This is a genomic window from Streptomyces sp. NPDC001549, from assembly GCF_042894025.1.
In the GTDB taxonomy this organism is placed as follows: Bacteria; Actinomycetota; Actinomycetes; order Streptomycetales; family Streptomycetaceae; genus Streptomyces; species Streptomyces kutzneri.
Map to the genome: position 1 here is coordinate 411735 of NZ_JBIAVJ010000003.1, position 26486 is coordinate 438220.

A 26486-nucleotide genomic window follows, 5' to 3' on the forward strand; every position below is an offset into this window, starting at 1 on the left:
GCGGGGGATGAAACATTTTCCGCCGCCCTCGCGTCACAGGGTGAGACGGACGCGAGGGGGGAGCACATGCGCCAGGGGCGCAGGGACGGGTTCCGTGAGTTCGCCGCGGGCCGCTCGGGCCCTCTGTACCGGTCGGCATGTCTGCTCGTGGGCGGGGACACCCGCCTCGCGGAGGACCTGGTGCAGGAGACCCTGGGGCGGATGTACCAGCGGTGGGGCCGGATCTCCCGTATCGACAATCCGGCGGCCTACGCCCAGACGGTGCTGGTACGGGTCTTCCTCACGCACCAGCGCCGCCGGCCGGCGGGGGAGCGGCCGGCCGGGGAGCTCCCCGACCGGGGCGCGCCCGCTCCGGACGGAGGGGATCCGGCGCAGCGGCTGACGCTGCTGGAGGCGCTGGGGCGGCTGGCGCCCAAGGACCGGGCGGTGCTGGTGCTGCGCTACTGGGAGAACCGCAGCGTCGAGGAGACCGCCGACGCGATGAACGCCTCCTCGGCGGCAGTCCGTACCCGGACCTCGCGGGCGCTCGCCCGGCTGCGGGAGCAGCTGGGCGGCAGCCTCGCCGCCTTCGTGGACCTCTGAGACCGCCGGTCGGCTCCGGTCGGCTCCGGTCGGCTCCCTCCCCTCACCCACCCGGCAAACGGAAGGCCTGGTTCTCCATGTCCGTCGAAGACGAACTCTCCGAAGCCCTCCGGCGCACGGGGGAGGGCTTCACGACCGACCCCGGGGCCCTCGCGGAAGCGGGCGAGCAGCGCGGCCGGCGGCGGGTGGCGCGCCGCCGGGCCGCCGTGGCCGGCGGATCCGTGCTGGCCCTCGCACTGATCGCCACGGCGGGGGCCTACTCCGGCGGCCTGTTCGGCGGCTCCGGGGCCGAGGGCGCGGTCCATGCCGCGGCGCCGCTGCCGACCCCGCCGGGCAACGGGCGCCAGACCGGCACCGGCGCGGTCACCGCCGACCAGATGATCGGCAACCTGAAGTCGCTCCTGCCGGGCGGTCGGCTCACCGAGCCCACGGCGCGGGGCACGGAGGACGAGCTGGGACCGAGGGTCGGCGTCGTGTACGACGACGGGAAGGGCCCGGCGGCCGTCTCCCTCAGCCTCCAGCGGGTGGACCCGTTCGGCAGCAGCTCCCGTGCGCAGACCGAGTGCGAGGACAAGAACCTGCACACCTACGACGACTGCCGGACCGAGCAGCTCCCGGACGGCTCCAGGCTGCTGCTCCACCAGGGGTACGAGTACCCGGACCGCCGGGTGGACACCAAGGTCTGGCGGGCCGTGCTGGTGACCGTGAAGGGCTTCCTGGTCGACGCGTCCGAGTGGAACGCCGCGGCCGACAAGGGCGCTCCCGTCTCCCGGACCGACCCGCCGCTGACCCTCGCGCAGTTGAAGAGCCTGGTCACCTCGGACACGTGGCACGCGGCCCTGAACGACCTGCCCGAGGCCGAACCCGAGCCGGCGCCCAAGCCGGAGTCGATCGCCCTGCGGGACCGGAAGGCCGTGGACGCCCTGGAGCACCTGATGAACCGGTTCGGCATCACCGTCCCGATCGTCTCCAAGGGCGGGCAGGGGACGTACGGCTACGTCGTACTCGACGACGGCAAGGGCAAGTCCCTGGTCCAGATCAACGTCCAGTCCCACGCGAACCCCCCGGGCTTCACGGGGAACCCGGCCGTCACCACGGAGTCCGACGGCACGAAGGTGAAGGTCACGGCGGGGCCCGGGGAGAAGAACAAGAGCGTGACCCAGTGGAAGGTGGACACCCTGCGCAAGGACGGGCTGCGCGTGCTGGTCACCGCCTTCAGCACGGCGGACCAGAACGGCCCGGCCACCCGCCCCTCGCCCGCGCTGACGATGGGGCAGCTGAGGCAGATCGCTCTCGCCCCGGAGTGGAACCTGGCCGGTCCCGCCCGCTGACCCCCCTCACTTGGCGTCCGCGTAGCACTCCACGACCGCCGTCGTGAACGGGAACCGGACCGGGGTGTCGCCGAAGGCGATCCGGCCGGCCCGTTCGCCGGCGGCCCGGATCGCCTCCACGACGGCCCCGGCCTCCTCGGCCGGGCAGTGCACGATCACCTCGTCGTGCTGGAAGAACACCAGCTCGGCCCGCATGCCGGCGGTCGCCTGCCGCAGGGCCGCGAGCAGCAGCAGGGCCCAGTCGGCCGCGCTGCCCTGGACGACGAAGTTACGGGTGAACCGGCCGCGGGCCCGGGTGTTGGTGGAGGCGTAGCTCGGGGTCCAGCCGTCGTCGCGGTCCTGCGGGGTCCCGGCCCCGCCCTCCCCGTACCCCTCGCCCGGGTCGACGCCGCCGTCACCGGCCTCGTCGCCCTCGCCGGAGCCGGCGGGCGGCGGGCAGGTGCGGCCCAGCCAGGTCCGTACGAGCCGGCCCTCCTCCCCGGCCTTCGCCGCGTCGTCCACGTACGCGACGGCCCGGGGGAAGCGGCGGCGGAGCGCGGCCAGGTTCTTCAGGCCGTCCCCGGAGGTCTGGCCGTAGACGGCGCCGAGCACCGCGATCTTGGCCTTGTCCCGGTCGCCCGAGAAGCCCTGGCGGGAGACGGCGGTGTAGAGGTCCGAGGCCTCCCCGGCGACCTCCATGAAGGCGGGGTCGCGGGAGATCGCGGCGAGGACGCGCGGCTCCATCTGGTCGGCGTCGGCGACGACGAGCCGCCAGCCGGGGTCGGCGACCACGGCCCGGCGGATCACCTTGGGGATCTGCAGGGCGCCGCCGCCGTTGGTGACCCAGCGGCCGGTGAGGGTGCCGCCGGGGATGAACTCCGGGCGGAAGCGGCCGTCGCGGACCCAGTCCGCGAGCCAGGCCCAGCCGTGGGCGGTGTAGATCCGGTACAGCTTCTTGTACTCGATCAGCGGCTCGACGGCGGGATGGTCCAGCTCCTGGATCTCCCAGCGGCGGGTGGACCTGAGCTTGATCCCGGCCCCGGCGAAGGCCTTGACGACGTCGGCGGGCAGATCGGGGCGCACGCGTCTGCCGAAGGCGGCGGACACGCGGTCGGCCAGCTCGGCGAGGCGCCGGGGCTCCCCGCCGCCCGCGTACCGCTCGCCGAGCAGCTCGGTCAGCAGGGCGCGGTGCACGTCGGCCCGCCAGGGCAGGCCCACGCGGTTCATCTCGGCGGCGACGAGGAAGGCCGCCGACTCGGCGGCGGTGAGCAGCCGCATCCGGTCGGGGTGGGCGGTGGCGTCGAGCCGCTTGGCCTGGTCGGCGTGGATGGCGAGCAGGGCGTCCAGCGGGACCGGGGTGGGCTGCGGGTCGAAGAGGGAGTCCTGGGCGCGGGGTTCGGCGGCGCGCGGGCGCGGATCGGGCGGTACGGGGGCGCCGGTGAGCCGGGCCCAGGCCGCGGCCGCCGAGCGGGGCTCGCCGAAGCGGCCCTCGTGGCCGAGGAGCAGCAGCTCGGCGTCCTCGATGTCGTGGCACCGCTCGACGCGCGCGCCCGCGGCGAGCAGCCGGGGGTACACGGCCGCGGTGGACCGCCAGACCCAGCGCGTGCCGGGCGGGGCGGCGCGCACCGCGTCGGCCGGGTCGCGCACGCGCATCCGGACGCCTTCGGCGGGGGGTACGGGCGCGGCGTGCCACCACCCGTCGCCGTCCTCGGCGAGGGCCCACCGGGGAGTGCGGTCGCTCATGGGTGCGAGTGTCCCACCGGGGTCTGACAGGGGCGGTCCCGCCGTGCCGCGGAGTGCAGGTCTGCGGGGCGGGCGCGGCGCCATGGCCGGGGCTCCGCCCGCGCCATGGCCGGGGCTCCGCCCCGGACCCCGCGCCTCAAACTCCCCCGGCTACAGGGCCACCCGGACCGCCACCTCTCCAGCGCGCGGTCGACGGCATCTCGCAGCGGATGCTCACCCTCACCGTCCGCCGCCCGGACCGCGACGGCCCGGTCACCCGGACCGTGCACGCCACCGTGCCGCCCCGGGTCGAGTACGAGCCGACCGACCTCGGCCGCAGCCTGACCCGGCTGGTCAAGGGCCTCGCGGACTGGTCGCCGGCGCACCGCCCGCAGATCGAGGCCGCCCGCCGGGAATGGGACGCGAAGGCGGACATGCCAAGCTGAGAGGTGTGAGAGACCTTGCCGAGACCGTCGACCGAGCCTTCGCCGCCGCCCTCTACGCCCAGGACGACGCCGGGCTGGACACCGGCGCGTCGCTGCTCGTCGCGGACCAGGCGGGCTGGCCCGCCGTCGGGCGGGAGCTGCTGGCGCGCGGAGAGGCGTACGTACGCCAGGGCTGGGAGCGGGGCTGGCAGCCGGCCGACGTGCTGCGGCTGGTGCGCCGGGACCTCGACGAGCGGCACCTGCGGATCACCGGGGACCTGATCGCCGCCGAGGCGCGCCGCTACGCCCGGCTCCCGGCGCGCTGGGGCGCCGCCGAGGTGTGGTGGACGGGCGACGGGGAGTACGCCGACCGGCTCGCGCAGCGGGAACGGGCGGACCGGTTCACGCTGGCCACCGCCTTCCTGGAGGTGCTGCGGCTGCTGATCCGGCTGCCCTCGATCGAACCGGTGGGTCCGCTGCCCGGCGACCCGGCCGACGCGCTCGCCGAGCACGCCCACATCGAGCCGCGCATGCTGGGCCGGATCCGGGCCCTGCTCGCCAAGGCCGAGGCGACGACCTTCCCGGAGGAGGCGGAGGCGCTCAGCGCCAAAGCCCAGGAGCTGATGGCCCGGCACACCGTGGACGAGGCGCTGCTGGCGGCGAGCGGCAAGGGCCCGGCCCAGGTGCCCGGCGCCTGCCGGATCGGTGTCGAGCCGCCGTACGAGGAGGCGAAGGCGGTGCTGCTCGACGCGGTGGCCGGCGCCAACCGCTGCCGGGCGGTGTGGAACAGCGGCTTCGAGTTCTCCACGGTGGTCGGCTTCGAGAGCGACCTGGAGGCGGTGGAGCTGCTCTACACCTCGCTGCTCGTGCAGGGCACGGCCGCGATGACCCGCGCGGAGGCCGCGCAGCGCTCCGGCGGGCGCAAGCGGACGAAGACCTTCAGGCAGTCCTTCCTGCTCGCCTACGCCAGCCGGCTCGGCCACCGGCTCGCCGAGACCGCCGAGCACACGGCGACGGAGGCCCCCGGCAACCTGCCGGCCCTGGTGGCCCGTGACGTGGCGGTCACCTCGCGGGCGGAGGAGATGTTCCCCCGGACCACCACGACCCGGCTGCGCGGCGCCACCGACCACGCGGGCTGGGAGGACGGCACGGCCGCCGCCGACCGCGCCCACATGGGCGGCAGACAGAAGCCACTGCCCCGCTAGATGTTCCCTACTCCTGAGTACGGACCTGTCTGTGATCAACGGACCACCCCGCGTGCACGTGCATCTGCCCATGCAGCAGCTCATGAACACGGCTATGATCCGGAGGAGTTGACATCTGCACTATCGGGGGCTTCCTGTGGACCACGCGTACAACGGGATGGCAGCTGCAGAACTCGCTACCTTGTTTGAGCTGACGTGGCAGAAGAGCAGACACAGCAACTCGCAGGGTTCCTGCGTGGAGTTCGCACGGCTGCCGGGAGGCGATGTCGCCATGCGCAATTCGCGCTTTCCCGACGGACCGGCGCTCGTCTACACGCCGGCCGAGATCGAGGCTCTGCTTCTGGGCGTCAAGGACGGCGAGTTCGATCACCTGATCAGCTGACGGAACAGCGCACCCATCACGCCATGCACGTGCACTGGCCGGGACTGATCGCAATGATCAATCCCGGCCAGTTGTCCTGTGTTCGCCCTTGATCGGCGGCTGTCGGCCGTTCAGTCCTGGAGCAGGAAGAGCGCCCAGACCACCTTGCCGGTCAGCCGGCCCGCGAGCGGGTGCCAGCCCCAGCTGTCGCTGTACGAGTCCACCAGGAACAGCCCGCGCCCGGACTCCAGGTCGAAGTTCTCCTCGGTGCGCTCCGGCGAGAAGCCCCCGCCGGGCCGGTCCTCGCTGGGGTCCCGCACCGCGCACACCAGCCGCGTGCTCCACCGCATCAGGTGCAGCCGTACCGGCGGCTCCGGCTCGGCGTCCGCCCCCCGCGCGTCCTCGGGCAGGGCATGGCGCAGCGCGTTGGTGACGAGCTCGGAGACCACCAGGGCCACATCGTCGAAGCGGTCGTCGAGGCCCCACTGGGACAGGGTCGAACGACAGAAGGAGCGGGCTCCGCGCACCGCTTCGTAGCGGGCGGGCAGAGCGCAGGAGGCGGACCCGGAGACAGCCGTGGGGTCGACCGGGGGCAGCCCCTGCCGTAACGGCTCGAGCATGGTCGATCCATTCGTCCCCATGCGAGGCACTCCCGGGATTCGCGGGCGGAGCGGTCATCTCCGTCCAGAAAGAACTGCGGGGTGGGTCCGGCGCCGGCGCGAACAGCACGCAGGTGCGCGGGGACCATCGTTCCGAATGCCGGAGCCGGATGCAAGGGCAGATGCACGTGCACGCGCCGGACCTGTCCCCTCCCGTGACGGTTCTGACTCATTTCTTCCTACGCATCCTTACGGACTTCTTTTCCCGGAGACGGGATTCCGTTACAGAACGAGTACGGGCCGATGCGTTTTGGTGGCAGACTGCGGCCCCTGGGGTACGGGGGCCCCGAGACGCTCGCGCACACCACGCGCACGCCAATGCGATGGGGAGGGCAGTACTAGTGACCGCAGAAGCAAGCGGTTCTGTGGTGCGCCGCATCCTCCTGGGCTCCCAGCTCAGGCGACTCCGAGAATCCCGCGGCATCACCCGTGAGGCGGCCGGCTACTCGATCCGCGCATCCGAATCGAAGATCAGCCGCTTGGAGTTGGGAAGGGTGAGCTTCAAGGCCAGAGACGTCGAGGACCTCCTCACGCTCTACGGAGTCACGGACAGCACGGAGCGCGAGTCGCTGCTCGGACTGGTCCGGGAGGCCAACGCGACCGGCTGGTGGCACAGTTACGGCGACGTGCTGCCCGGGTGGTTCCAGACATACATCGGCCTGGAGGGCGCCGCCTCACTCATCCGGATCTACGAAGTCCAGTTCGTCCACGGACTGTTGCAGACCGAGGCGTACGCCCACGCCGTCGTCAGCCGCGGCATGCCCGGCGCCACCGGCGCCGAGATCGACCGCCGCGTGGCCCTGCGCCTGGAGCGCCAGAAGGCCCTCGTCTCAGAGAACGCCCCCATCTTCCACGCCGTCCTCGACGAGGCCGCGCTGCGCCGCCCGTACGGCGACCGCGAGGTCATGCGCGGTCAGCTGGAGCACCTCATCGAGGTCTCCCAGCGGCCCAACGTGCAGCTCCAGGTGATGCCCTTCTCCTTCGGCGGCCACGCGGGCGAGAGCGGAGCCTTCACCCTGCTGCGCTTCCCCGAGTCCGACCTCCAGGACATCGTCTATCTGGAACAGCTCACCAGTGCCCTCTACCTGGACAAGGGCGAGGAAGTGGGGCAGTACGAGCGGGCGATGGAACGGCTCCAGGCGGACTGCCCCGATGCCGAGCGGACCCGGGATCTTCTCCGCGGCCTGCTCCAACTGTCTTGATTCGCACGTAGTATGACGTCTGATCAGTGCATGATGACCGATCGGTCTCCGGTGCAGCGCACGGGTGCGCGCTCGCAGTAAGGGATGGCATGTCCATATTCAGCGACCTGGCTCACCAGTACATCGACGGCGAATGGCTGGCCGGTACCGGTTCGTGGGACATCATCGACGTCAACCCCTTCAACGGGGAGAAGCTCGCGGCCATCACCGTGGCCACCGTCGAGCAGGTGGACCAGGCCTACCGCGGCGCCGAGCGCGCCCAGCGCGAGTGGGCCGCCACCAGCCCTTACATCAGACGCGCCGTCCTGGAGCGCGCCCTGCGGATCACCGAGGAGCGCGAGAAGGAGATCGTCGAGGCGATGATCGACGAGCTCGGCGGGACGCGTCCCAAGGCCGAGTACGAGGTCCACCTCGCGATGGAGTTCATCCGCGAGTCCCTCCAGCTCGCCGTCCGGCCCGAGGGGCGGATCTTGCCCTCGCTGGTCGAGGGCAAGGAGAACCGGGTCCAGCGGCTCCCCGTGGGCGTCGTCACGGTGATCAGCCCCTTCAACTTCCCCTTCCTGGTGACCCTGAAGTCGGTCGCCCCGGCCCTGGCGCTGGGCAACGCGGTCGTCATCAAGCCCAACCAGAACGCCCCGGTCGTGGGCGGCGGCGTGATCGCCAAGATCTTCGAGGACGCCGGGCTGCCGGCCGGCCTGCTGAACGTCCTGGTCACCGACATCGCCGAGATAGGCGACGCGCTCCTGACCCACCCCGTCCCCAAGGTCATCTCGTTCGCGGGATCGGACCGGGTCGGCCGGCACGTCGGGGCGATCGCCGCCCGCCACTTCAAGCGCACGGTCCTGGAGCTCAGCGGCAACAGCGCGCTCGTCGTGCTCGACGACGCCGACCTCGACTACGCGGTGGACGCGGCCGTCTTCAGCCGCTTCGTCTACCAGGGCCAGGTCTGTATGGCCGCCAACCGGATCCTCGTCGACGCCTCCGTCGCCGAGGAGTTCACCGAGAAGTTCACCGCACGCGTGCGCGCCCTCAAGACGGGCGACCCGCACGAGGCCGACACCCACATCGGCCCGCTGATCAACTCCTTCCAGGCCGACGCCCTGACCGCGCTCGTGGACCAGGCCGTGGAATCCGGCGCGCAGGCGCTCGTACGCGGGTCTACGCGCGGCAACCTGGTCGAACCCACGGTGCTCGCCGGGATCCCCGAGGACTCCCCGCTGCTGAGCCAGGAAATCTTCGGCCCGGTGGCCCTGCTGGTGGTCTTCGACGGCGAGGACGAGGCCGTACGGCTGACCAACGCGACCCCCTACGGGCTGAGCGGCGCCGTGCACACCCGGGACGTGGAGCGGGGCGTGCGCTTCGCCCAGCGGATCGAGACGGGCATGATGCACGTCAACGACTCCACGATCGGGGACGAGCCGCTGGCCGCCTTCGGCGGCGAGAAGGCCTCGGGTCTGGGCCGGCTGAACGGCGAGGCCACGATCGAGGCCTTCACCACGCAGAAGTGGATCTCCGTACAGCACGGCCGGACGACCTTCCCGTTCTAGGTCATCCCCGTCATCCCCCAGGGGGTGTCTTGCCGATCAGGCCGGGCTCGCGGTGGCCGGCACCGCGCCTCGCCGCGTTGTCCTCGGTCGGCGACGCTCCGCGTCGCCTCCCTCGTCCGCCTTGCGATCCACGGCACCGGCCACCGCTCCCTGATCCGACCTGATCGACAAGACACCCCCTAGACTCGGCCGGGCGTAGGCAGCCGCCCGGGGGAGAACGAGTTGAGCAACATACCGGAGACCGGCCGGACCCCTCGGGTCCAGAACCGGCTCGTCGTCATCCAGATCGTGGTCTTCTCGCTGTTGCTCACGCTGGGCGGACGCCTCTGGTACCTCCAGATCCGCAACGGCTCGGAGTACACGGACGAGGCGAAGAACAACCACGTCCAGCAGGTGGTCCAGCCGGCCGTGCGCGGCTCGATCCTGGACTCGCGCGGGATCCCGCTCGCCGACAACGCGACCCACCTGGTGGTCTCCGCCAGCCGCACCGAGCTGCTGACCATGAAGGACAAGGGCAGGTCCGTGCTGACCCGGCTCGCCGGGGTGCTGGGCATGGACGCCCAGGAGGTCATCGACAAGGTCCGGCTCTGCGACGCCAAGACCAAGCAGCCCTGTTGGAACGGCTCCCCCTACCAGCCGATCCCGGTCAGCGACGAGGCCACCACCGAGCAGGCCCTGCAGATCCGCGAGCACCCCGAGGACTTCCCGGGCATCACGGCCGAGGCGACCGCCCTGCGCCGTTACGCGGCCCCGGACCAGGCCAACACCTCCCAGGTGCTGGGCTACCTCTCGCCGGTCACCGACGAGGAGATCGCCAAGGCGAAGAAGTCGGACTCGCCGTACCTGCGTTCCGACCAGGTCGGCCGCTCCGGCCTGGAGCGCACGTACGACAAGGAGCTGCGCGGCAAGGCGGGCATCACCCGCTACGAGGTGGACAACCTCGGCCGGGTCATCGGCCAGGGCGAGACCGACCCGGCGAGGCCCGGCTCGAACATCGTGACCTCGATCGACTCCCGGGTGCAGGCGGTCGCCGAGCGCGAGCTGAACAACGCGATGATCGAAGCCCGCAAGGTCCGGGACAAGAACACCGGCCGCAACTACGAGGCCGACTCGGGCGCCGTCGTGGTGATGGAGACCAAGACCGGCCGGGTCGTGGCGATGGCCTCGAACCCGACCTACGACCCCAACGCCTGGGTGGGCGGCATCTCCGCCAAGGACTACGCCTCCCTCACCGACAAGGGGTCGAACTACCCGCTGCTGAACCGGGCCATCCAGGGCCAGGCGGCGCCGGGCTCCATCTTCAAGGTGGTCACCTCGACGGCCGCGGTCAACGCCGGGTACCCGTTCAACAACCGCTACCCCTGCCCCAGCTCGTACTCGGTCGGCAGCCAGACCTTCACGAACTTCGAGTCGCAGGGCCACGGTGACATCACCATCGGCCGGGCGCTGGAGGTCTCCTGCGACACCGTCTACTACGCCATCGCGGACCAGGAGTGGAAGAAGGACGGCGGCATCAAGCCGAAGAAGGACCCGAAGGACTGGTTCCTCAAGACCGCCCACGAGTTCGGGCTGGGCAAGCGCACCGGCATCGACCTGCCGAACGAGGTCCCCGGCCGGGTCCCCGACCGGAAGTGGAAGCAGGACTTCTTCGACGCGAACAAGGACGCCTGGTGCCGCGACGGCAAGAAGAACGGCTCCTTCGCCGAGAAGATCGCCTACGAGAACTGCCGCCAGGGCAACCAGATGCGCGAGGGTGACGCCATCAACTATTCGATCGGGCAGGGCGACACGCTCGTCACCCCGATCCAGATGGCCTCCGTCTACTCGGCCATCGCCAACGGCGGCACGCTCCACCAGCCCGGCATCGGCAAGGCGATCGTCAGTGCCGACGGCAAGTCGGTCCAGGAGATCGCGCCGAAGGAGCAGGGCAAGCTGCCGATGGACGCGAAGACCCGCGACAACATCGACGAGGCCCTCGCGGGCGTCGCCACCAACGGCAGCGCGGCCTGGCGCTTCGGCGGCTGGCCGCAGAAGCAGATCCCGATGCACGCCAAGACGGGTACGGCCGAGGTCCAGGGCAAGCAGACGACCTCGTGGTTCGCCTCGTACACCGAGGACTACGCGATCGTCATGACGATCTCCCAGGGCGGCACCGGCTCGGGTGCCTCGGGACCGGCGGTCCGCAACATCTACGAGGCGATGTACGGGCTCGACCCGACGGGCAAGCAGGACCTCTCCAAGGCCCTGCTCCCGCAGCCCGCCACCGCGCTGCCGGCGATCCGCCCCGACGGGGAGATCGAAGGCAACTGAACGGTCAATGAGGACAGGATCTGACCGCAATGCTCCGTAGCGTGTGTCGTGTCGGGGGGAGAAGCCTCCCGGCAGGACACACCTCACGCATAAGGCGGTCGGTCATGGCTCAGATTTCCACCGAAGTCCCCGGCGACGAGCGCGGCACCCTCCTCGCCTTCGTCGTCGCCCAGCGCACGGCGATCCGCGAATCGCTCCTCGGGCTCAGCGAGGAGCAGGCCGCGAGCCGCCCGAGCGTCAGCGAGCTCACCCTGTCCGGGCTGCTCAAGCACGTGGCCGAGGTCGAGCTGAACTGGCTGCGCCTCGCCCAGCAGGTGCCGAACGAGAAGGCGCGCACCCAGGAGACCTGGGGCGAGGCCTTCCGCCTGGTCGACGGCGAGTCCATCCCGTCGGTCCTCGCCTTCTGGGACGAGGTCGCGGAGCAGACGGCGGCCTTCGTCGCCGCCGTGCCGAGCCTGGACGACACCTTCCCGCTCCCGCCGGCGCCCTGGTTCCCCAAGGACGCCAAGGTCTCGATGCGCTGGATGCTCCTGCACCTGGTGGAGGAGTTCGCCCGGCACGCGGGCCACGCGGACATCGTCCGGGAGTCCCTGGACGGCACCAAGGCGATGGGCTAGGTCCTCTCTTCGGGATCTTGCCAGGCGCCGCGGGTCAGGCAAGATCCGGAAGAGACGGCCTGGACGGCGGGGGCTTAGCCTGGCCCCATGTCAGCGATCCGGCTTCTTGTCCTCGGCGCGGTCCGCCAGCACGGGCGGGCCCACGGGTACCAGGTACGCAACGACCTGGAGTACTGGGGCGCCCACGAGTGGTCGAACACCAAGCCCGGATCGATCTACCACGCGCTCAAGCAGATGGCGAAGCAGGGCGTCCTGCACGCGCACGAGGTGGCACCGAGCGCGGCGGGCGGGCCGCCGCGCACCGAGTACGAGGTGACGGACGCCGGCCGCGAGGAGTACTTCCGGCTGCTGCGCGAGGCCCTCGCGGCGTACGACCAGAAGACGGACGTGCTGTCGGCGGCGATCGGCTTCATGGTCGATCTGCCGCGTGCGGAGGTGCTCGCGCTGCTCCGGGAGCGGATGGCGAAGCTGGCGCTCTGGCGGTCGTCGGTGACGGACTACTACACGCCGGAGGGCGGCCCGGAGGCGCTGGGCCACATCGGCGAGATCATGCACAGGTGGGTCCACTCCGCGGATGCCGAGGCGGAGTGGACGCGGGGGCTCGTCGCCCGGATCGAGGGGGGCGCGTACTCCTTCGCCGGTGAGGGCGGCGATCCGTTCGTGGGGGTCCTCGCGGACGGCCAGGAGAATCCGTACGCCGCGCACCAGGATGCGTAATCAAGTTTGACTAGCCGAGAGGCGGGCATTACCTTGGGCGCGCCCAGCTACTCAAATTTGATTACTGGAGGAGCGGTTTTGGCGATCTTCGTCGAAGGTGTCCACAAGCGGTACGGCGGCAAGCCCGCGCTGGCGGGGCTCGACCTGGAGGTGAAGCCCGGGACGGTGCACGCCGTCCTCGGCCCCAACGGAGCCGGAAAGACCACGGCGGTGCGCGTCATGAGCACCCTGCTGCGGCACGACGAGGGCGTGGTCCGGGTCGCCGGCCACGACGTACGCACCCAGGCGCCGGCCGTCCGCGCCCGGATCGGGCTGCTCGGCCAGCACGCGGCGCTCGACGAGGAACTGGCCGGGCGGCAGAACCTGGAGATGTTCGGCCGCCTCCACCACCTCGGCGCCCGGCGGTCCGGGCTGCGGGCCGGCGAACTGCTGGAACGCTTCGGCCTCGCGGACACCGGCCGCAAGCCGGTGAAGCAGTACAGCGGCGGCATGCGGCGCCGGCTCGACCTCGCCGCGTCCCTGATCACCGAGCCGGAGGTGCTCTTCCTCGACGAGCCGACCACCGGGCTCGACCCGCGCGGCCGCACCGAGGTGTGGAGCGCGGTCCGCTCCCTGGTGGGCGGCGGCACCACCGTCCTGCTGACCACGCAGTACCTGGAGGAGGCCGACCAGCTGGCCGACCGCATCACGCTGATCGACGCGGGGCGGATGGCGGCCGAGGGCACGGCCGACGAGCTGAAGTCCCTCGTCGGGCCGGACCGGATCGTCGTCGTCCTGCGGGACGCGGCGCGGCTCGCGCAGGCGGCGCGGCTGCTGCCGGATCCGGCCGTGGACCCGGACTCCCTCACCCTGAGCTTCCCGGTGGAGGACCGGATGGCGGGCCTGGCCCTGACGCTGCGCGCGCTGGAGGGGGCGGACATCGAGGCACGGGACCTCGCGGTCCGCCGCCCCACGCTCGACGAGGTCTTCCTGCACCTGACCGACCGTACGGACGCCACGGAGGTGGCCGCATGAGCGCGGCATGGGTGGTCTCGGACTCCTGGACGATGACCCGGCGCGAGCTCGCGCACTGGGGCCGCAGGCCGGTCCAGATGGTCGTCGGACTGGTCTTCCCGGTGATGCTGCTGCTGATGTTCGGCTTCCTCATCGGCGGCGGACGCGGGATCGACGGCGAGTACGTGGAGTTCCTGGTGCCCGGGATGCTCGCGCTGACCATGGCCTTCGGGCTGGAGGCGACGATGACCGCCGTCACCCAGGACCTGGGCAAGGGGGTGATCGACCGGTTCCGCGCCATGCCGATGTCCTCGGCGGCGGTCCTGGTCGGCCGCAGCGCGGCGGACATGCTCCAGTCGGCGGTGGGCCTGGCCGTCCTCGCGGGCGTCGGCCTGCTGCTGGGCTGGCGCCCGCACGGCTCGCCGGCGGCCACCCTGGCGGCCTTCGCCCTGCTCCTGCTGCTGCGCTTCGCGATGCTGTGGATCGGCATCTTCCTCGGGATGGTCGCGGGCCGTCCGGAGCTGGTGCAGGCGGTGCAGATCCTGGTGTGGCCGGTGGGCTTCCTCTCCAACGCCTTCGCCACACCGGAGGCGATGCCGGGCTGGCTGGGCGCGGTGGTGGAATGGAATCCGCTCTCGGCGACGGCCACGGCCGTCCGCGACCTGTTCGGCAACCCGGCCGCGGCTCCGCCGTCGTGGGCCGCCGATCACGCGGCGCTGCTGGCGGTGGCCTGGCCGGTCCTGCTGCTGGCGATCTTCTTCCCGTCGGCGGTGGGCAGGTTCCGGGGCCTGGGCAAGTAGCTCCCGTAGCGGGCTTGCACCTCACGCCGCGTGAGGACCCACAGTGAAGGGCGTACCCAACCAGAGGAGGGAAGAGATGGGCCACTCCGTGGGCCAGGTCGCCGGTTTCGCCGGAGTCACGGTGCGCACCCTGCACCACTACGACGAGATCGGTCTGCTCTCCCCGAGCGGCCGCAGCGGCGCGGGACACCGGCGGTACGACGACGCCGACCTGGACCGGCTGCAGCGGATCCTGTTCTACCGGGAGCTCGGCTTCCCCCTCGACGAGGTCGCGGTCCTGCTGGACGACCCGGAATCGGATCCACAGGAGCATCTGCGCCGGCAGCATGCCCTGCTGACCGACCGGATCGCCCGGCTCCAGCAGATGGCCAAGGCCGTTGAGCACGCCATGGAGGCGAAGAAGATGGGCATCAACCTCACGCCCGAGGAGAAGTTCGAGGTCTTCGGGGACAACGACCCGGAGCAGTACGCGCAGGAGGTCGAGGAGCGCTGGGGCGACACCGGGGCGTACGCCCAGTCGCAGCGCCGGGCGGCCTCGTACACGAAGGACGACTGGCAGCGGATCCAGGACGAGGCCGCCGACTGGGGCCGCCGGTACGTGGCGGCCATGGAGGCGGGCGAGCCCGCCGACGGCGAGCGCGCGATGGACCTGGCCGAGGAGCACCGCCTGCACATCCACAAGTGGTTCTACGACTGCCCGTACGAGACGCACACGTGCCTCGGCGAGATGTACGTGGCGGACGAGCGGTTCACGGCGTTCTACGACGCGATGAAGCCGGGTCTCGCCGGGCACCTGCGGGACGCGATCCTCGCGAACGGCGTGCGCAAGGTGTAAGCGGAATGTCACGCAAGCGACCCCCTCCCGGGCCTGGAACCGGGCGGGGGTCGTGTGCGTTGATAATTGAAAACCGCCCGTCCCTCAGCACACCCCTGATCCAGGAGAGCCCGGAACCCGTGTATACGCTTGCGCTCGGCCCTCAGTGGCTGTCCCCGGACTATCTGATCTCGCACTTCGGTCTGATCGGCATCCTGGTCATCGTCTTCGCCGAGTCCGGGCTCTTCGCGTTCCTCCCCGGCGACTCCCTGCTCTTCACGGCGGGCCTGCTGGTCGCGGACGGGCAGTACATCAAGCAGCCGCTGTGGCTGGTCTGCACCCTGATCGTGGCCGCCGCGATCATCGGTGACCAGGTCGGCTACATGATCGGCAAGTTCTTCGGGCCGAAGCTCTTCAACCGGCCGAACTCCAAGCTCTTCAAGCGGGAGAACCTGGACAAGGCGCACGAGTTCATGGACAAGCACGGCCCGAAGGCCATCGTGCTCGCCCGCTTCGTGCCGATCATCCGCACCTTCGCCCCGATGGTCGCGGGCGCCGGCTCGATGAAGTACCGCACCTTCCTGACGTACAACGTCATCGGCGGCATCGGCTGGGGCGCGGGCGTCACGCTCGCCGGCTACTGGCTCGGGCAGATCGAGTTCATCAAGGAGCACGTCGAGCCGATCCTGGTGGGCATCGTCCTCATCTCGGTCATCCCGGTGGTCTTCGAGGTCCTCAAGGCCCGCAAGGAGAACAAGGCGAACGGCGGCGCCGAGGCGGCCGAGGCCGAGGCCGTGGCCGACGGCTCCGCCCCGCAGGCCCCGGGCGCGCGCGGCCGCCACGCCAAGCGCTGAGGCCCGCCCGCAGCACCCCCGTGCAGCCCGTACGCCCCGGAGGCCCGTGAGAGGCCCCGGGGCGTACGTGTGCCCGTACGAGGCCGCGTACGGGCACACGTACGCGGCGCGGCGCTCAGAAGCCGCGGGTCCGCTTCGCCGCACGGCGCTTGGCGGCGCTCGTGGCCCCCGGGATGCGCATGAACAGCCGCGAGGCCTCCGACCCGAGGTTGACCCCGATCGCGATGGCCAGCGCGATGGCCGCGGCGTTCACCAGCGAGCCCAGGCCCTCGTTCAGCCGGTTCTCGGCGATCAGCAGCAGCCCGTAGTACACCGCCGAGCCGGGCAGCAGCGGGCCGATGGCGGCCGTCACGTACGGCAGGGCGGAGGCGAAGCGGTAGCGGGAGAAGAGCTGCCCGAAGAGGCCCACCAGCCCGGCGGCGATGGCCGTGGACGGGACGGGCGGGATGCCCCCCGCGTAGTGCAGGGCCCCGAAGGTGACCCAGGCGACCGCGCCGTTCAGCGTCACGATCCACACCGTGGAACGTTCCTGCTGGAGCAGGATCGCGAAGGTGAACACCAGCACCATCGAGGCGGCGATCTGGATCAGCGGCCGCTGCTGGATCTGGAGGACCTCCTCCGGGCGCGGCGAGGCGTCGAACTGCAACCCGACGTAGAGCACCACCAGCACGCCCATGATGATGCCGATGAAGAGGTACATGACCTCCAGCAGCCGGGCCGACGCGGTGATGTAGTAGCCGGTCAGGCCGTCCTGCACGGCCGCGACCACGGCCCGTCCCGGCAGCAGCGCGAACAGCCCGCCGGTGATCACGGCGGAGGCCTTGACGTCGATCCCCGTCATGTTGAGCGCGACCCCGATGGCGGCCGGCGGCATCGCGGCGACCACGAACTGGTAGAACTCGGGCAGCCCGCGCCCGGCGCACAGCCAGGCCAGGCGGTCGCCGAGGACCGCGCCGATCGCTGCGGCGAAGAAGACGAGGACCCCGCCGCCGACGAGCGTGGAGGCGGCCCCGGCGAGCAGTCCGGCGGAGGCCGTGAGCATCCAGCCGGGGTACGGGTGCCGGTTGCGGCGGATCTCGGCGAGGCGCCGGTAGGCCTCCTCCAGCGTCACGTCGATCTCGTGGGCGCTGATGTCGTCCACGAGCCGGAACACGGCCGCGAGCCGGTTGTAGTCGGTGCCGCGGCGGCGCACGGTCCGGCTGGCGGTGACCGGGTCGCCCACCAGCGAGGGGTGGTGGGTGATCGACAGCATGGTGAAGGTGACGGTCGGCTCGCAGCGGTCCAGCCCGTAGGAGCGGGCCACCGCGAACATCGCGGCCTCCACGTCCTCGGCGCCCTCACCGCCCGCGAGCAGCAGCTCGCCGATGCGCAGGGTCAGGTCGAGGACGCGGCCCACGGCGGGCCCGGTCTCGCTGTGGCGCTGCACGAGGTCCGGTACGGGGCGCACGTCGACCGGCATGCGCAGCATCGTGCGCATGCGGTCCTGCCAGGGCGATTCCTTCATCTGCGCGACGGGGAAGCCCTGGCCGGGGGTGTAGGCGGGCGGGGACTGCGCGGCCCGGTAGGTGGCCGGGGCGGCGAAGGCCGACCCCTCGGGCTCGGGCTCCACCGGATCGGCGCCCGCCGGACGGGCGAATTCCGAGGTGGGCTGGTCCTCCTCGGGAACGTCCGGCTCCATGCCGGGCGGCGGCGTGAAGGCGCTGTGCGCCTCGTCGGACTGGGGCTTCCTGTCCGCTGCCCCGTCGGCCTCCGCCACGCGTCCTCCAGTCCGTGATCACCCGGGGTATCAGTATGCGGAATCGTTTCCTCCCGCCGCACACCCAACGCCTGCCCGCCGCACACCCGGCCGCGCCCGCCGCAGCGGCCCGCGAACGCGACGGCGGGCGGCATCCCCGAGGGATACCGCCCGCCATGTCACAAGGGGCGCGGGGGAGTGCCCCGGCCCGTTACCGCCGAGCGCGAGCTCAGTGGTGGCCGCCCTGCGCCTCCAGGCGCTTGTACGAGGCCTCGATCTCGGCCTCGGCCTCGGTGCGGCCGACCCAGTTCGCGCCCTCGACGGACTTGCCCGGCTCCAGGTCCTTGTAGACCTCGAAGAAGTGCTGGATCTCCAGGCGGTCGAACTCGGAGACGTGGTGGATGTCGCGCAGGTGCTCGACACGCGGGTCGGAGGCCGGCACGCACAGCAGCTTGGCGTCGCCGCCCGCCTCGTCCGTCATGTTGAACATGCCGATCGCGCGGCACTTGATCAGGCAGCCCGGGAAGGTCGGCTCGTCAAGGATGACCAGCGCGTCCAGCGGGTCGCCGTCCTCGCCGAGGGTGTTCTCGACGAAGCCGTAGTCGGCCGGGTAGCTGGTCGAGGTGAAGAGGCGACGGTCCAGGCGGATCCGGCCGGTCTCGTGGTCCACCTCGTACTTGTTCCGCGAACCCTTGGGGATCTCGATGGTGACGTCGAACTCCACGTCCTGCTCCTCCATGATCAGCTGCATTGCTTCGGGACTGCGTCGATTGATCTGCGTGCGCGTCCGGCCCAGCCCTGCCGGGTGGGGTGCCATGCTCGCGGCAAGACGCAGTGGTTAAGTGTCCCTCACGCATATGTGTGATCGCGAAAGGGGCTGGTCCGAGGTGCCATTGGTCAAGACCTGGCAGCTCATCGCAGGGTCGGCCGTAGCCGGCCTCGCCCTGTCGGTGGCAGCGGTGACCGCGGCCGGTCCTTGGGACTCCGGCCAGCGTAAGGCCGAGCGGGACACCGCCGCCTCCTGGGACCGTACGGGTGGCGCAGATCACGGTGGAGGGCCCGGTTCCGGCACCCTGCCCGAGGCCGCCCCCAGCGCCCCCGGGGTGCTCGGCGCCATCGGCCCCGGCGCCCCGCGCGCGCAGAGCGCCCCCGCCGCGCCCGCCGCGCCCGCCTCCGCCGGGGGCCTGGCCGCCGCGCTGAAGCCGCTGCTCGCCGACCCCGCGCTCGGCAGCCTGCGGACCGCGTCCGTCGTCGACACCGCCACCGGGCAGGTCCTCTACGAGTCCGGGGCGCGGGACGCGATGACCCCGGCCTCCACCGCCAAGATCGCCACCGCCGCGGCCGTGCTGGCCGCCCTCGGACCCGAGCACCGGATCAGGACCACCGTCACGCCCGGCGCCGCCCCCGGGCAGATCGTCCTGGCCGGCGGCGGCGACCCCTCGCTCACCGCGAAGAAGAAGAGCCCCGCCGGATCCGGCGGCAGCCTCGTCGCCCTCGCCGCCGACACCGCGCAGGCCCTCAAGGCCGCCGGCACCGACACCGTGACCCTGGGATACGACGACAGCCTCTACACCGGCCCCGTCCGCCACCCGATCGGCGCCAACCCCAACATCGCTCCGGTGACCGCCCTGACGGCCGACGAGGGCCGCCCCGACGACTCCACCTCCGGGCCCGTGGACCGGTCCGACGACCCCTCCAAGGACGCCGCCCGGGCCTTCCGCACCCTGCTGGCCGAACGCGGCATCAAGGTCACCGGCGAACCGGCGAAGGCCAAGGCCGCCGCCGGCGTCCAGCCGCTGGCCGTCACCCTCTCCACCCCGGTCGCCGGGCTCGTCGAGCGGATGCTGACCAACAGCGACAACGACATCGCCGAGGCCCTCGCCCGGCAGACCGCCCTCGCCTCCGGCCGTCCCGCGAGCTTCGAGGGCGCGGAGCAGGCCGTCACCGACCGGCTCGCCGCCCTCGGCATCGACACCGCCGGCTCCCGCTTCGCCGACGGCAGCGGACTCAACCGCGCCGACAAGGTCAGCGCCGGCCTGCTGACCGGGCTCCTCACCAAGGCCGCCGACCCCCAGCGCCCCGAGCTGCGTCCGGTCCTCACCGGACTGCCCGTCGCCGGATTCACCGGAACCCTGAAGGCCCGCAACTCCGGCAGCTCCCCGGCCGCAGGCCTGCTCCGCGCCAAGACCGGCACCCTGTCCGGGGTGAACTCCCTCTCCGGGACGGTCGTCGACCCCTCCGGCCGACTCCTCGCCTTCGCCTTCCTGGCGGCGAACACCCCCGGCCCCGAGGGCGCCGAGAAGGCCCTCGACAAGCTGGCCGCGGCCGTCTCGACCGCTTCGTAGGGGGTCCGCCGGAGGGCCGGTCCACGTACGGTTGACGCATGACGAGCATCGGTGGTGTGGAGATGGTCGACTGGAACCTCGCGGTGGCGACCGCGACCCGACTGGTACGACCCGGCCCGGAGGTCACCCGGGACGAGGCGCGGGCCGTCGTCGCCGAGCTGCGGCGGCACGCCAGGACCTCGGAACGGCACGTGCGCGAGTTCACCCGGATGATCCCCGAGGGGTCGGCCGTCCCCGACACGCCCGTCCTGGTCGTCGACCGGGCCGGCTGGGTCAAGGCCAACGTCGCCGGCTTCCGCGAACTGCTCCAGCCGCTCCTCGGCAAGATGCAGGACCGCCGCGCGGGCGCCTCCGGCGGAGCCGTCCTCGGCGCCGTCGGCGGCAAGGTCACCGGCGTCGAGCTGGGCATGCTGCTGAGCTTCCTGGCCTCCCGGGTCCTCGGCCAGTACGAGACCTTCGCACCCGTCTCCCGGGACCTGCCCGCCTCCGCCGCCGGCGGCCGGCTGCTGCTCGTCGCGCCCAACATCGTGCACGTCGAGCGCGAGCTGGAGGTGCACCCGCACGACTTCCGGCTCTGGGTCTGCCTGCACGAGGAGACGCACCGTACACAGTTCACGGCCGTCCCGTGGCTGCGCGACCACCTCGAAGGCGAAATCCAGACGTTCCTCGGCGCCACCGAGATGGACCCGTCCACCGTCCTGGAACGCATCCGCGAGGCCGCCCAGTCCTTCGTCGGCGCCCGCCCCGACGCCGAGCACGGCGACGAGGGCCGCTCCCTCGTGGAGCTCGTGCAGACCCCCGAGCAGCGCGAGATCCTGAGCCGGCTCACCGCCGTCATGTCCCTGCTGGAGGGCCACGCCGACTTCGTGATGGACGGGGTCGGCCCCCAGGTGGTGCCCTCGGTCGCCGAGATCCGCGAGAAGTTCCAGCAGCGCAGGGCCAGCGGCGCCGGCCGCCTCGACGCCGCCCTGCGCAAGCTGCTGGGCCTGGACGCCAAGCTGCGCCAGTACCGCGACGGCGAGCGCTTCGTACGCGCCGTCGTGGGCCAGGTCGGCATGGACGGCTTCAACCGGGTGTGGACCTCTCCGAACACACTGCCGACCAAGGCCGAGATCGCCAGGCCCGCCGACTGGGTGGCCCGGGTGCACCGCAAGGGGAGCGAACCGAGCGAAGCGGAGTGACACAGGGGGCGTAAACATGTCTCACTGGGGGAAGCAGCGTCACCCATCCGAGGGACCGTGGGCCGTGGAAGGGCGTGCGATGCTCGGGGAACGGCTCGGTTCTGTCACCATCGACGCACTCTGAGTGACATCCTCCCGTTCCGCGGGGGCAGCCGGGCAGCAGCACTCCAGCACACCACCCCAACGCCTCCGAGGCATCCGAACTCCATCGAAGGGCACCGGACATGGGTCCCCATCCTGCGGTCGCGGCGATACGCCTGGCGGTCCGCCGCGTACTCCACGACGTCCTCACCGACCACACGGGCAGTCCCGCCGGCCCCCGCCGCGCCGGGGGCCCCCTGCCGCTCGTCCTCGTCGCCTGCTCCGGCGGCGCCGACTCCATGGCGCTCGCCTCCGCCCTCGCGTTCGAGGCCCCCAAGCTCGGCATCCGGGCCGGCGGCATCACCGTCGACCACGGACTGCAGCCCGGCTCCGACCTGCGCGCCGCCGAGGTCGTCACCCGCATGACCGCACTCCGCCTCGACCCGGTGGAGTCCGTCGCCGTGCGCGTCGGCCGCGACGGCGGACCCGAGGCCGCCGCCCGCGACGCCCGCTACGGGGCCCTGGACGAAGCCGCGGACCGCCTCGGCGCCGCCGCCGTGCTGCTCGGCCACACCCGGGACGATCAAGCCGAAACCGTCCTGCTGGGCCTGGCCCGCGGCTCCGGCATCCGCTCGCTCTCCGGCATGCCGGAGGTCTCCGGCGGCAGCGCGGGCCGCACGAACCGCTACCGCCGCCCCTTCCTCCAGGTCGACCGGCAGACCGCCCGCAAGGCCTGCATGGTCCAGTCCCTCCCCGTCTGGGACGACCCGCACAACATCGACCCCGCCTACACCCGCTCCCGGCTGCGCCACGAGGGACTGCCCGCCCTGGAGAAGGCGCTCGGCAAGGGAGTCGTCGAGGCACTCGCCCGCACCGCGCAGCTCTCCCGGGACGACGCCGACGCCCTGGACGCCTGGGCCGCCGAGGCGGAGACCGGCGTACGCGACGCGGACGGCCGCCTGGAGTGCGCCAAGCTCTACGCCCTGCCCCCGGCCGTCCGCCGCCGCGTGCTGCGCAGGGCCGTCGTCGCGGCGGGCTCCCCCGCGGGCTCGCTCTTCGCCCGTCACATCGAAGAAGTCGACCGTCTCATCACCGGATGGCGCGGTCAGGGCGCCATCAACCTGCCCGGCCGGGTCGAGGCCCAGCGGCAGGGTGGCAGACTTGTCATCCGGCAGGGCTGATTGGTGCTGAAACACGGCTGAGTCCTCCGGGGTCGCCCCCGGAGCCCCGGCCGACAACGAAAGTGATGCGGGTGGACGAGAAGGACATGGGCAACGACCTCCAGTCGGTGCTCATCACCAAGGAAGAGATCGACGCGAAGCTGGCCGAGCTGGCCGCGAAGATCGACGCGGAGTACGCGGGCAAGGACCTGCTCATCGTCGGTGTGCTCAAGGGCGCCGTGATGGTGATGGCGGACCTGGCGCGTGCCTTGTCCACCCCGCTCACCATGGACTGGATGGCGGTGTCCTCGTACGGCGCCGGGACCCAGTCCTCCGGCGTGGTGCGGATCCTCAAGGACCTGGACACCGACATCAAGGACAAGCACGTCCTGATCGTCGAGGACATCATCGACTCGGGCCTGACGCTGTCCTGGCTGCTGTCGAACCTGGGCTCCCGCCAGCCGGCCTCCCTGGAGGTCGTCACGCTGCTGCGCAAGCCCGAGGCCGCGAAGGTCGCGATCGACGTGAAGTGGGTCGGCTTCGACATCCCCAACGAGTTCGTCGTGGGCTACGGCCTGGACTACGCGGAGAAGTACCGCAACCTGCCGTTCGTCGGCACGCTCGCCCCGCACGTCTACGGCGGCTGATCCCGCCCCCGGGAACCCCGGCAAGCCTGCGGGGAACCTGGGGGCGATTCCCGCCGTTGGAGCAGGGGAAGGCGGGTCTGTCAGCCGTCCCACAGGGCCGCGGGTGACAATTCAGGGGTACATTCCGAAGAACAGTCTTTACTCACAGCAGCATTTACCTACGGGCAGGAGGGACGGGACGCCTGGCGTCCCGTATGGATGGACGTGAAGCGATACTTCCGTGGGCCGGTCATGTGGATCGTGCTGGCCGTCCTCGCCGTGGTCGTGTTGATGAATGTCGTCGGCTCCGGCGGCGGCTACAAGTCGGTGGACACCAGCGAGGTCATCAAGGCGATCAACACTGGCCAGGTGGAGACAGCCAAGCTGACCACCGGCGACAGCCAGATGATCAAGATCGAGCTGAGCGAAGGCCAGAAGCTCGGCAAGCACGACGGCAAAAAGTTCCAGGCCAACTACATCGGGGATCAGGGCGTTCAGCTCGCCCAGAGCCTCCAGACCAAGTACGACGCCGGTCAGATCCCGGACGGGTACTCCGTCACTCCGGACAAGACCAGCCCGTTCCTGAGCGTGCTGCTCTCGCTCCTGCCCTTCGTGCTCATCGTCGTTGTCTTCCTGTTCCTGATGAACCAGATGCAGGGCGGCGGCTCCCGGGTCATGAACTTCGGGAAGTCCAAGGCCAAGCTCATCACCAAGGACACCCCGAAGACCACGTTCGCCGATGTCGCGGGCGCGGACGAGGCCGTCGAGGAACTCCACGAGATCAAGGAGTTCCTGCAGGAGCCGGCGAAGTTCCAGGCCGTCGGCGCCAAGATTCCCAAGGGTGTGCTGCTGTACGGCCCGCCCGGCACCGGAAAGACCCTGCTCGCGCGTGCCGTCGCGGGCGAGGCCGGTGTCCCCTTCTACTCGATCTCCGGATCCGACTTCGTCGAGATGTTCGTCGGTGTCGGTGCCTCGCGTGTCCGTGACCTGTTCGAGCAGGCCAAGGCCAACGCCCCGGCGATCGTCTTCGTCGACGAGATCGACGCCGTCGGCCGGCACCGCGGTGCGGGTCTCGGCGGCGGTCACGACGAGCGCGAGCAGACCCTCAACCAGCTGCTGGTCGAGATGGACGGCTTCGACGTGAAGGGCGGCGTCATCCTGATCGCCGCCACGAACCGCCCGGACATCCTCGACCCGGCGCTGCTGCGCCCGGGCCGCTTCGACCGGCAGATCGCGGTCGACCGTCCGGACATGCAGGGCCGTCTGGAGATCCTCAAGGTCCACCAGAAGGGCAAGCCGGTCGCCCCGGACGTCGACCTGGGCGCCGTTGCCCGTCGCACGCCCGGCTTCACCGGTGCCGATCTCTCCAACGTCCTGAACGAGGCCGCGCTGCTCACGGCCCGCTCGGACAAGAAGCTGGTCGACAACCACGCGCTGGACGAGGCGATCGACCGTGTCGTGGCGGGCCCGCAGAAGCGGACCCGGATCATGTCGGACCGGGAAAAGAAGATCACCGCGTACCACGAGGGCGGACACGCCCTGGTCGCGGCGGCCTCCCCGAACTCCGACCCGGTCCACAAGATCACGATCCTGTCCCGCGGCCGGGCCCTGGGTTACACCATGGTCCTGCCCGACGAGGACAAGTACTCGACCACGCGCAACGAGATGCTCGACCAGCTGGCGTACATGCTGGGCGGGCGCGCGGCGGAGGAGCTGGTCTTCCACGACCCGACCACCGGCGCGGCGAACGACATCGAGAAGGCCACCGCCACGGCGCGGGCCATGGTCACGCAGTACGGCATGACCGAGCGTCTCGGTGCGATCAAGTTCGGCGGCGACAACACCGAGCCGTTCCTGGGCCGCGAGATGTCGCACCCGCGGGACTACTCGGAAGAGGTCGCGGCGCTGGTCGACGAAGAGGTCAAGAAGCTCATCGAGACCGCGCACAACGAGGCCTGGGAGATCCTGGTCGAGAACCGCGACGTCCTCGACAACCTGGTCCTCGCGCTGCTGGAGAAGGAGACGCTGAACAAGGAGCAGATCGCCGAGATCTTCTCGACGATCGTGAAGCGTCCGGCCCGCCCCGCGTGGACCGGCTCCTCCCGCCGCACCCCCTCCACCCGTCCGCCGGTGCTCTCTCCCAAGGAGCTCCAGCTGACGAACTCGGCGAACGGCACGTCGGCCGCCGTCGCGCCGGTCTCCACGGAGAAGGGCATCGAGGTGGCTCCCGAGGACCGCCCCGAGTAACCGGCGGCTCGCGCCACCCGGAATGGAAGCCGCGCCCCCCAGGTTCTAGCCTGGGGGGCGCGGTATTTTTTCACAGGAACGAGGAATCGATGACGGACCCAGTGACCCTGACCGGCGACGAGGGCACGATCGGCGTGTTCGACGAGAAGCGCGCCGAAGCGGCGGTCCGTGAGCTCCTGATCGCGGTCGGCGAGGATCCGGACCGCGAGGGCCTCCTGGAGACCCCGGCGCGCGTGGCGCGGGCGTACAAGGAGATCCTGGGGGGCCTGTGGCAGAAGCCAGAAGACGTCCTGACGACGGTCTTCGACCTAGGGCATGACGAGATGGTCCTGGTGAAGGACATCGAAATCGTATCTCTGTGCGAGCATCACCTGCTGCCGTTCCACGGAGTCGCCCACGTCGGCTACATCCCGGCGGAGAACGGCAAGATCACGGGCCTGTCGAAGCTGGCTCGCCTCGTGGACGTTTTCGCCCGCCGACCGCAGGTACAGGAACGTCTCACCACGCAGATCGCGGATTCCTTGATGGACATCCTCGACGCGCGCGGCGCCATCGTGGTGATCGAGGCCGAGCACATGTGCATGTCGGTCCGCGGTATACGCAAGCCGGGCGCCAAGACCACCACGTCCGCAGTCCGCGGCCAGCTCCGTGCCACGGCCACCCGTGCCGAGGCGATGAGCCTGATCATGGCGCGCTAGCCGGATTGTCAGCACTGTCCGCTACGGTCCCCCTCCAAGGCGTCACGGAGGGGGACCGATGCATTGGGGCGTACCGAGCAGGCAGACGGTGAACGCCGTCGGCGGGCGACTCCGGGCCTGTGATGTCCGCCCGGGGGACCGCTTGTGGACTCTGCGAGAAGGCCGAACCGAACAGACCGAGGTCACTGACGTGCGTGCGGCCAAGGCCCGCCTGCTCGTCGGCGTGACCACGGATCATGCGACCTTCGCCGTGTCTCCCGACCAGCTTCTGTGGACTCCTGACGGATGGACGCAC

Annotated in this window: 22 protein-coding genes and 2 pseudogenes; 20 read left to right on the top strand and 4 right to left on the bottom strand. The window is 71.2% G+C overall.

The features are described from left to right. Positions 1-66: 66 nt before the first annotated feature. Positions 67-582: a SigE family RNA polymerase sigma factor gene (locus ACFY04_RS07315; RefSeq protein ID WP_389114705.1), complete on the top strand. Its 516-nt coding sequence runs from the start codon at positions 67-69 to the stop codon at positions 580-582. Positions 583-659: 77 nt separating this feature from the next. Beyond that, positions 660-1913, top strand: coding sequence for a hypothetical protein (locus tag ACFY04_RS07320; protein ID WP_389114706.1), 1254 nt, complete (start codon positions 660-662; stop codon positions 1911-1913). Positions 1914-1919: 6 nt separating this feature from the next. On the opposite strand, the gene ACFY04_RS07325 is transcribed toward ACFY04_RS07320, so the two are convergent. After that, positions 1920-3635: a bifunctional 3'-5' exonuclease/DNA polymerase gene (locus ACFY04_RS07325; RefSeq protein WP_389114707.1), complete on the bottom strand. Its 1716-nt coding sequence runs from the start codon at positions 3633-3635 to the stop codon at positions 1920-1922. 209 nt (positions 3636-3844) lie between these two features. On the opposite strand from ACFY04_RS07325, the gene ACFY04_RS07330 reads away from it, so the two are divergent. From ACFY04_RS07330 to ACFY04_RS07340, 3 genes are all read left to right on the top strand, one after another. Beyond that, positions 3845-4060: a winged helix-turn-helix transcriptional regulator gene (locus tag ACFY04_RS07330; protein WP_389114709.1), complete on the top strand. Its 216-nt coding sequence runs from the start codon at positions 3845-3847 to the stop codon at positions 4058-4060. Beyond that, positions 4030-5244, top strand: coding sequence for a DUF2786 domain-containing protein (locus ACFY04_RS07335; RefSeq protein WP_389114711.1), 1215 nt, complete (start codon positions 4030-4032; stop codon positions 5242-5244). The genes ACFY04_RS07330 and ACFY04_RS07335 overlap by 31 nt, the downstream gene beginning before the upstream one ends. Before the next feature lie 136 nt (positions 5245-5380). After that, on the top strand, positions 5381-5626 hold the full coding sequence (locus ACFY04_RS07340) for a DUF397 domain-containing protein (protein ID WP_030726905.1): 246 nt from the start codon (positions 5381-5383) through the stop codon (positions 5624-5626). A gap of 110 nt (positions 5627-5736) precedes the next feature. Here ACFY04_RS07340 and ACFY04_RS07345 read toward each other — a convergent pair whose 3' ends face one another. Beyond that, positions 5737-6246, bottom strand: coding sequence for an ATP-binding protein (locus tag ACFY04_RS07345; protein ID WP_389114712.1), 510 nt, complete (start codon positions 6244-6246; stop codon positions 5737-5739). Between the two features lie 341 nt (positions 6247-6587). Here ACFY04_RS07345 and ACFY04_RS07350 point away from each other — a divergent pair, with 341 nt between their 5' ends. The 9 genes and pseudogenes from ACFY04_RS07350 to ACFY04_RS07390 all read left to right on the top strand — a co-directional run. Beyond that, positions 6588-7466, top strand: coding sequence for a helix-turn-helix domain-containing protein (locus ACFY04_RS07350; protein WP_389114713.1), 879 nt, complete (start codon positions 6588-6590; stop codon positions 7464-7466). Between the two features lie 89 nt (positions 7467-7555). Continuing rightward, complete coding sequence (locus tag ACFY04_RS07355; protein WP_389114715.1) at positions 7556-9013, top strand: aldehyde dehydrogenase family protein; 1458 nt, start codon at positions 7556-7558, stop codon at positions 9011-9013. A 222-nt stretch (positions 9014-9235) separates the two neighbouring features. Further along, a pseudogene (gene mrdA / locus ACFY04_RS07360) lies at positions 9236-11314 on the top strand (penicillin-binding protein 2); the annotation flags it as partial. 113 nt (positions 11315-11427) lie between these two features. Then, the gene (locus ACFY04_RS07365; protein WP_389114717.1) at positions 11428-11940 is read left to right on the top strand and encodes a DinB family protein; all 513 of its coding nucleotides are present in this window, start codon (positions 11428-11430) and stop codon (positions 11938-11940) included. A gap of 87 nt (positions 11941-12027) precedes the next feature. After that, positions 12028-12657, top strand: a complete 630-nt coding sequence (locus tag ACFY04_RS07370; protein WP_389114719.1) for a PadR family transcriptional regulator — start codon at positions 12028-12030, stop codon at positions 12655-12657. 78 nt (positions 12658-12735) lie between these two features. Continuing rightward, positions 12736-13671: an ATP-binding cassette domain-containing protein gene (locus ACFY04_RS07375; protein ID WP_389114721.1), complete on the top strand. Its 936-nt coding sequence runs from the start codon at positions 12736-12738 to the stop codon at positions 13669-13671. Further along, on the top strand, positions 13668-14450 hold the full coding sequence (locus ACFY04_RS07380) for an ABC transporter permease (RefSeq protein WP_389114723.1): 783 nt from the start codon (positions 13668-13670) through the stop codon (positions 14448-14450). Before ACFY04_RS07375 ends, ACFY04_RS07380 begins: the two co-directional genes overlap by 4 nt. Positions 14451-14526: 76 nt before the next feature. Then, positions 14527-15285 carry a MerR family transcriptional regulator gene (locus ACFY04_RS07385; protein ID WP_389114725.1) on the top strand — a complete coding sequence of 253 codons (759 nt, stop codon included), beginning with the start codon at positions 14527-14529 and terminating at the stop codon, positions 15283-15285. A gap of 119 nt (positions 15286-15404) precedes the next feature. After that, positions 15405-16023: pseudogene (locus tag ACFY04_RS07390) on the top strand (DedA family protein); the annotation flags it as partial. Between the two features lie 210 nt (positions 16024-16233). Here ACFY04_RS07390 and ACFY04_RS07395 read toward each other — a convergent pair. Both ACFY04_RS07395 and ACFY04_RS07400 read right to left on the bottom strand, forming a co-directional pair. After that, on the bottom strand, positions 16234-17874 hold the full coding sequence (locus tag ACFY04_RS07395) for a threonine/serine exporter ThrE family protein (protein WP_389114726.1): 1641 nt from the start codon (positions 17872-17874) through the stop codon (positions 16234-16236). Positions 17875-18082: 208 nt separating this feature from the next. Then, on the bottom strand, positions 18083-18577 hold the full coding sequence (locus ACFY04_RS07400) for an inorganic diphosphatase (RefSeq protein WP_214947725.1): 495 nt from the start codon (positions 18575-18577) through the stop codon (positions 18083-18085). A 163-nt stretch (positions 18578-18740) separates the two neighbouring features. On the opposite strand from ACFY04_RS07400, the gene dacB reads away from it, so the two are divergent. From dacB to folE, 6 genes are all read left to right on the top strand, one after another. Then, complete coding sequence (dacB, locus tag ACFY04_RS07405; RefSeq protein ID WP_389114728.1) at positions 18741-20198, top strand: D-alanyl-D-alanine carboxypeptidase/D-alanyl-D-alanine-endopeptidase; 1458 nt, start codon at positions 18741-18743, stop codon at positions 20196-20198. 38 nt (positions 20199-20236) lie between these two features. Next, positions 20237-21379 (top strand): zinc-dependent metalloprotease, encoded by a 1143-nt coding sequence (locus ACFY04_RS07410; protein WP_389114729.1) that lies wholly within the window; start codon positions 20237-20239, stop codon positions 21377-21379. Between the two features lie 224 nt (positions 21380-21603). Continuing rightward, positions 21604-22641 carry a tRNA lysidine(34) synthetase TilS gene (tilS, locus tag ACFY04_RS07415; protein ID WP_314242530.1) on the top strand — a complete coding sequence of 346 codons (1038 nt, stop codon included), beginning with the start codon at positions 21604-21606 and terminating at the stop codon, positions 22639-22641. Positions 22642-22706: 65 nt separating this feature from the next. Beyond that, positions 22707-23267, top strand: coding sequence for a hypoxanthine phosphoribosyltransferase (hpt, locus tag ACFY04_RS07420; RefSeq protein WP_030010907.1), 561 nt, complete (start codon positions 22707-22709; stop codon positions 23265-23267). Between the two features lie 198 nt (positions 23268-23465). Further along, positions 23466-25493 (top strand): ATP-dependent zinc metalloprotease FtsH, encoded by a 2028-nt coding sequence (gene ftsH / locus ACFY04_RS07425; protein WP_389114730.1) that lies wholly within the window; start codon positions 23466-23468, stop codon positions 25491-25493. An 89-nt stretch (positions 25494-25582) separates the two neighbouring features. Continuing rightward, positions 25583-26191 carry a GTP cyclohydrolase I FolE gene (gene folE / locus ACFY04_RS07430; RefSeq protein WP_301368324.1) on the top strand — a complete coding sequence of 203 codons (609 nt, stop codon included), beginning with the start codon at positions 25583-25585 and terminating at the stop codon, positions 26189-26191. Positions 26192-26486 lie beyond the last annotated feature (295 nt).

Coding starts and splice junctions, on each gene's coding strand:
- tilS (WP_314242530.1), top strand. CDS start 21,604: ATGGGTCCCCATCCTGCGGTCGCGGCGATACGCCTGGCGGTCCGCCGC.
- ACFY04_RS07350 (WP_389114713.1), top strand. CDS start 6,588: ATGGGGAGGGCAGTACTAGTGACCGCAGAAGCAAGCGGTTCTGTGGTG.
- ftsH (WP_389114730.1), top strand. CDS start 23,466: ATGGACGTGAAGCGATACTTCCGTGGGCCGGTCATGTGGATCGTGCTG.
- ACFY04_RS07330 (WP_389114709.1), top strand. CDS start 3,845: ATGCTCACCCTCACCGTCCGCCGCCCGGACCGCGACGGCCCGGTCACC.
- ACFY04_RS07320 (WP_389114706.1), top strand. CDS start 660: ATGTCCGTCGAAGACGAACTCTCCGAAGCCCTCCGGCGCACGGGGGAG.
- ACFY04_RS07335 (WP_389114711.1), top strand. CDS start 4,030: ATGGGACGCGAAGGCGGACATGCCAAGCTGAGAGGTGTGAGAGACCTT.
- ACFY04_RS07325 (WP_389114707.1), bottom strand. CDS start 3,635: ATGAGCGACCGCACTCCCCGGTGGGCCCTCGCCGAGGACGGCGACGGG.
- folE (WP_301368324.1), top strand. CDS start 25,583: ATGACGGACCCAGTGACCCTGACCGGCGACGAGGGCACGATCGGCGTG.
- ACFY04_RS07365 (WP_389114717.1), top strand. CDS start 11,428: ATGGCTCAGATTTCCACCGAAGTCCCCGGCGACGAGCGCGGCACCCTC.
- ACFY04_RS07370 (WP_389114719.1), top strand. CDS start 12,028: ATGTCAGCGATCCGGCTTCTTGTCCTCGGCGCGGTCCGCCAGCACGGG.
- ACFY04_RS07345 (WP_389114712.1), bottom strand. CDS start 6,246: ATGGGGACGAATGGATCGACCATGCTCGAGCCGTTACGGCAGGGGCTG.
- ACFY04_RS07385 (WP_389114725.1), top strand. CDS start 14,527: ATGGGCCACTCCGTGGGCCAGGTCGCCGGTTTCGCCGGAGTCACGGTG.
- ACFY04_RS07380 (WP_389114723.1), top strand. CDS start 13,668: ATGAGCGCGGCATGGGTGGTCTCGGACTCCTGGACGATGACCCGGCGC.
- ACFY04_RS07355 (WP_389114715.1), top strand. CDS start 7,556: ATGTCCATATTCAGCGACCTGGCTCACCAGTACATCGACGGCGAATGG.
- ACFY04_RS07410 (WP_389114729.1), top strand. CDS start 20,237: ATGACGAGCATCGGTGGTGTGGAGATGGTCGACTGGAACCTCGCGGTG.
- ACFY04_RS07315 (WP_389114705.1), top strand. CDS start 67: ATGCGCCAGGGGCGCAGGGACGGGTTCCGTGAGTTCGCCGCGGGCCGC.
- hpt (WP_030010907.1), top strand. CDS start 22,707: ATGCGGGTGGACGAGAAGGACATGGGCAACGACCTCCAGTCGGTGCTC.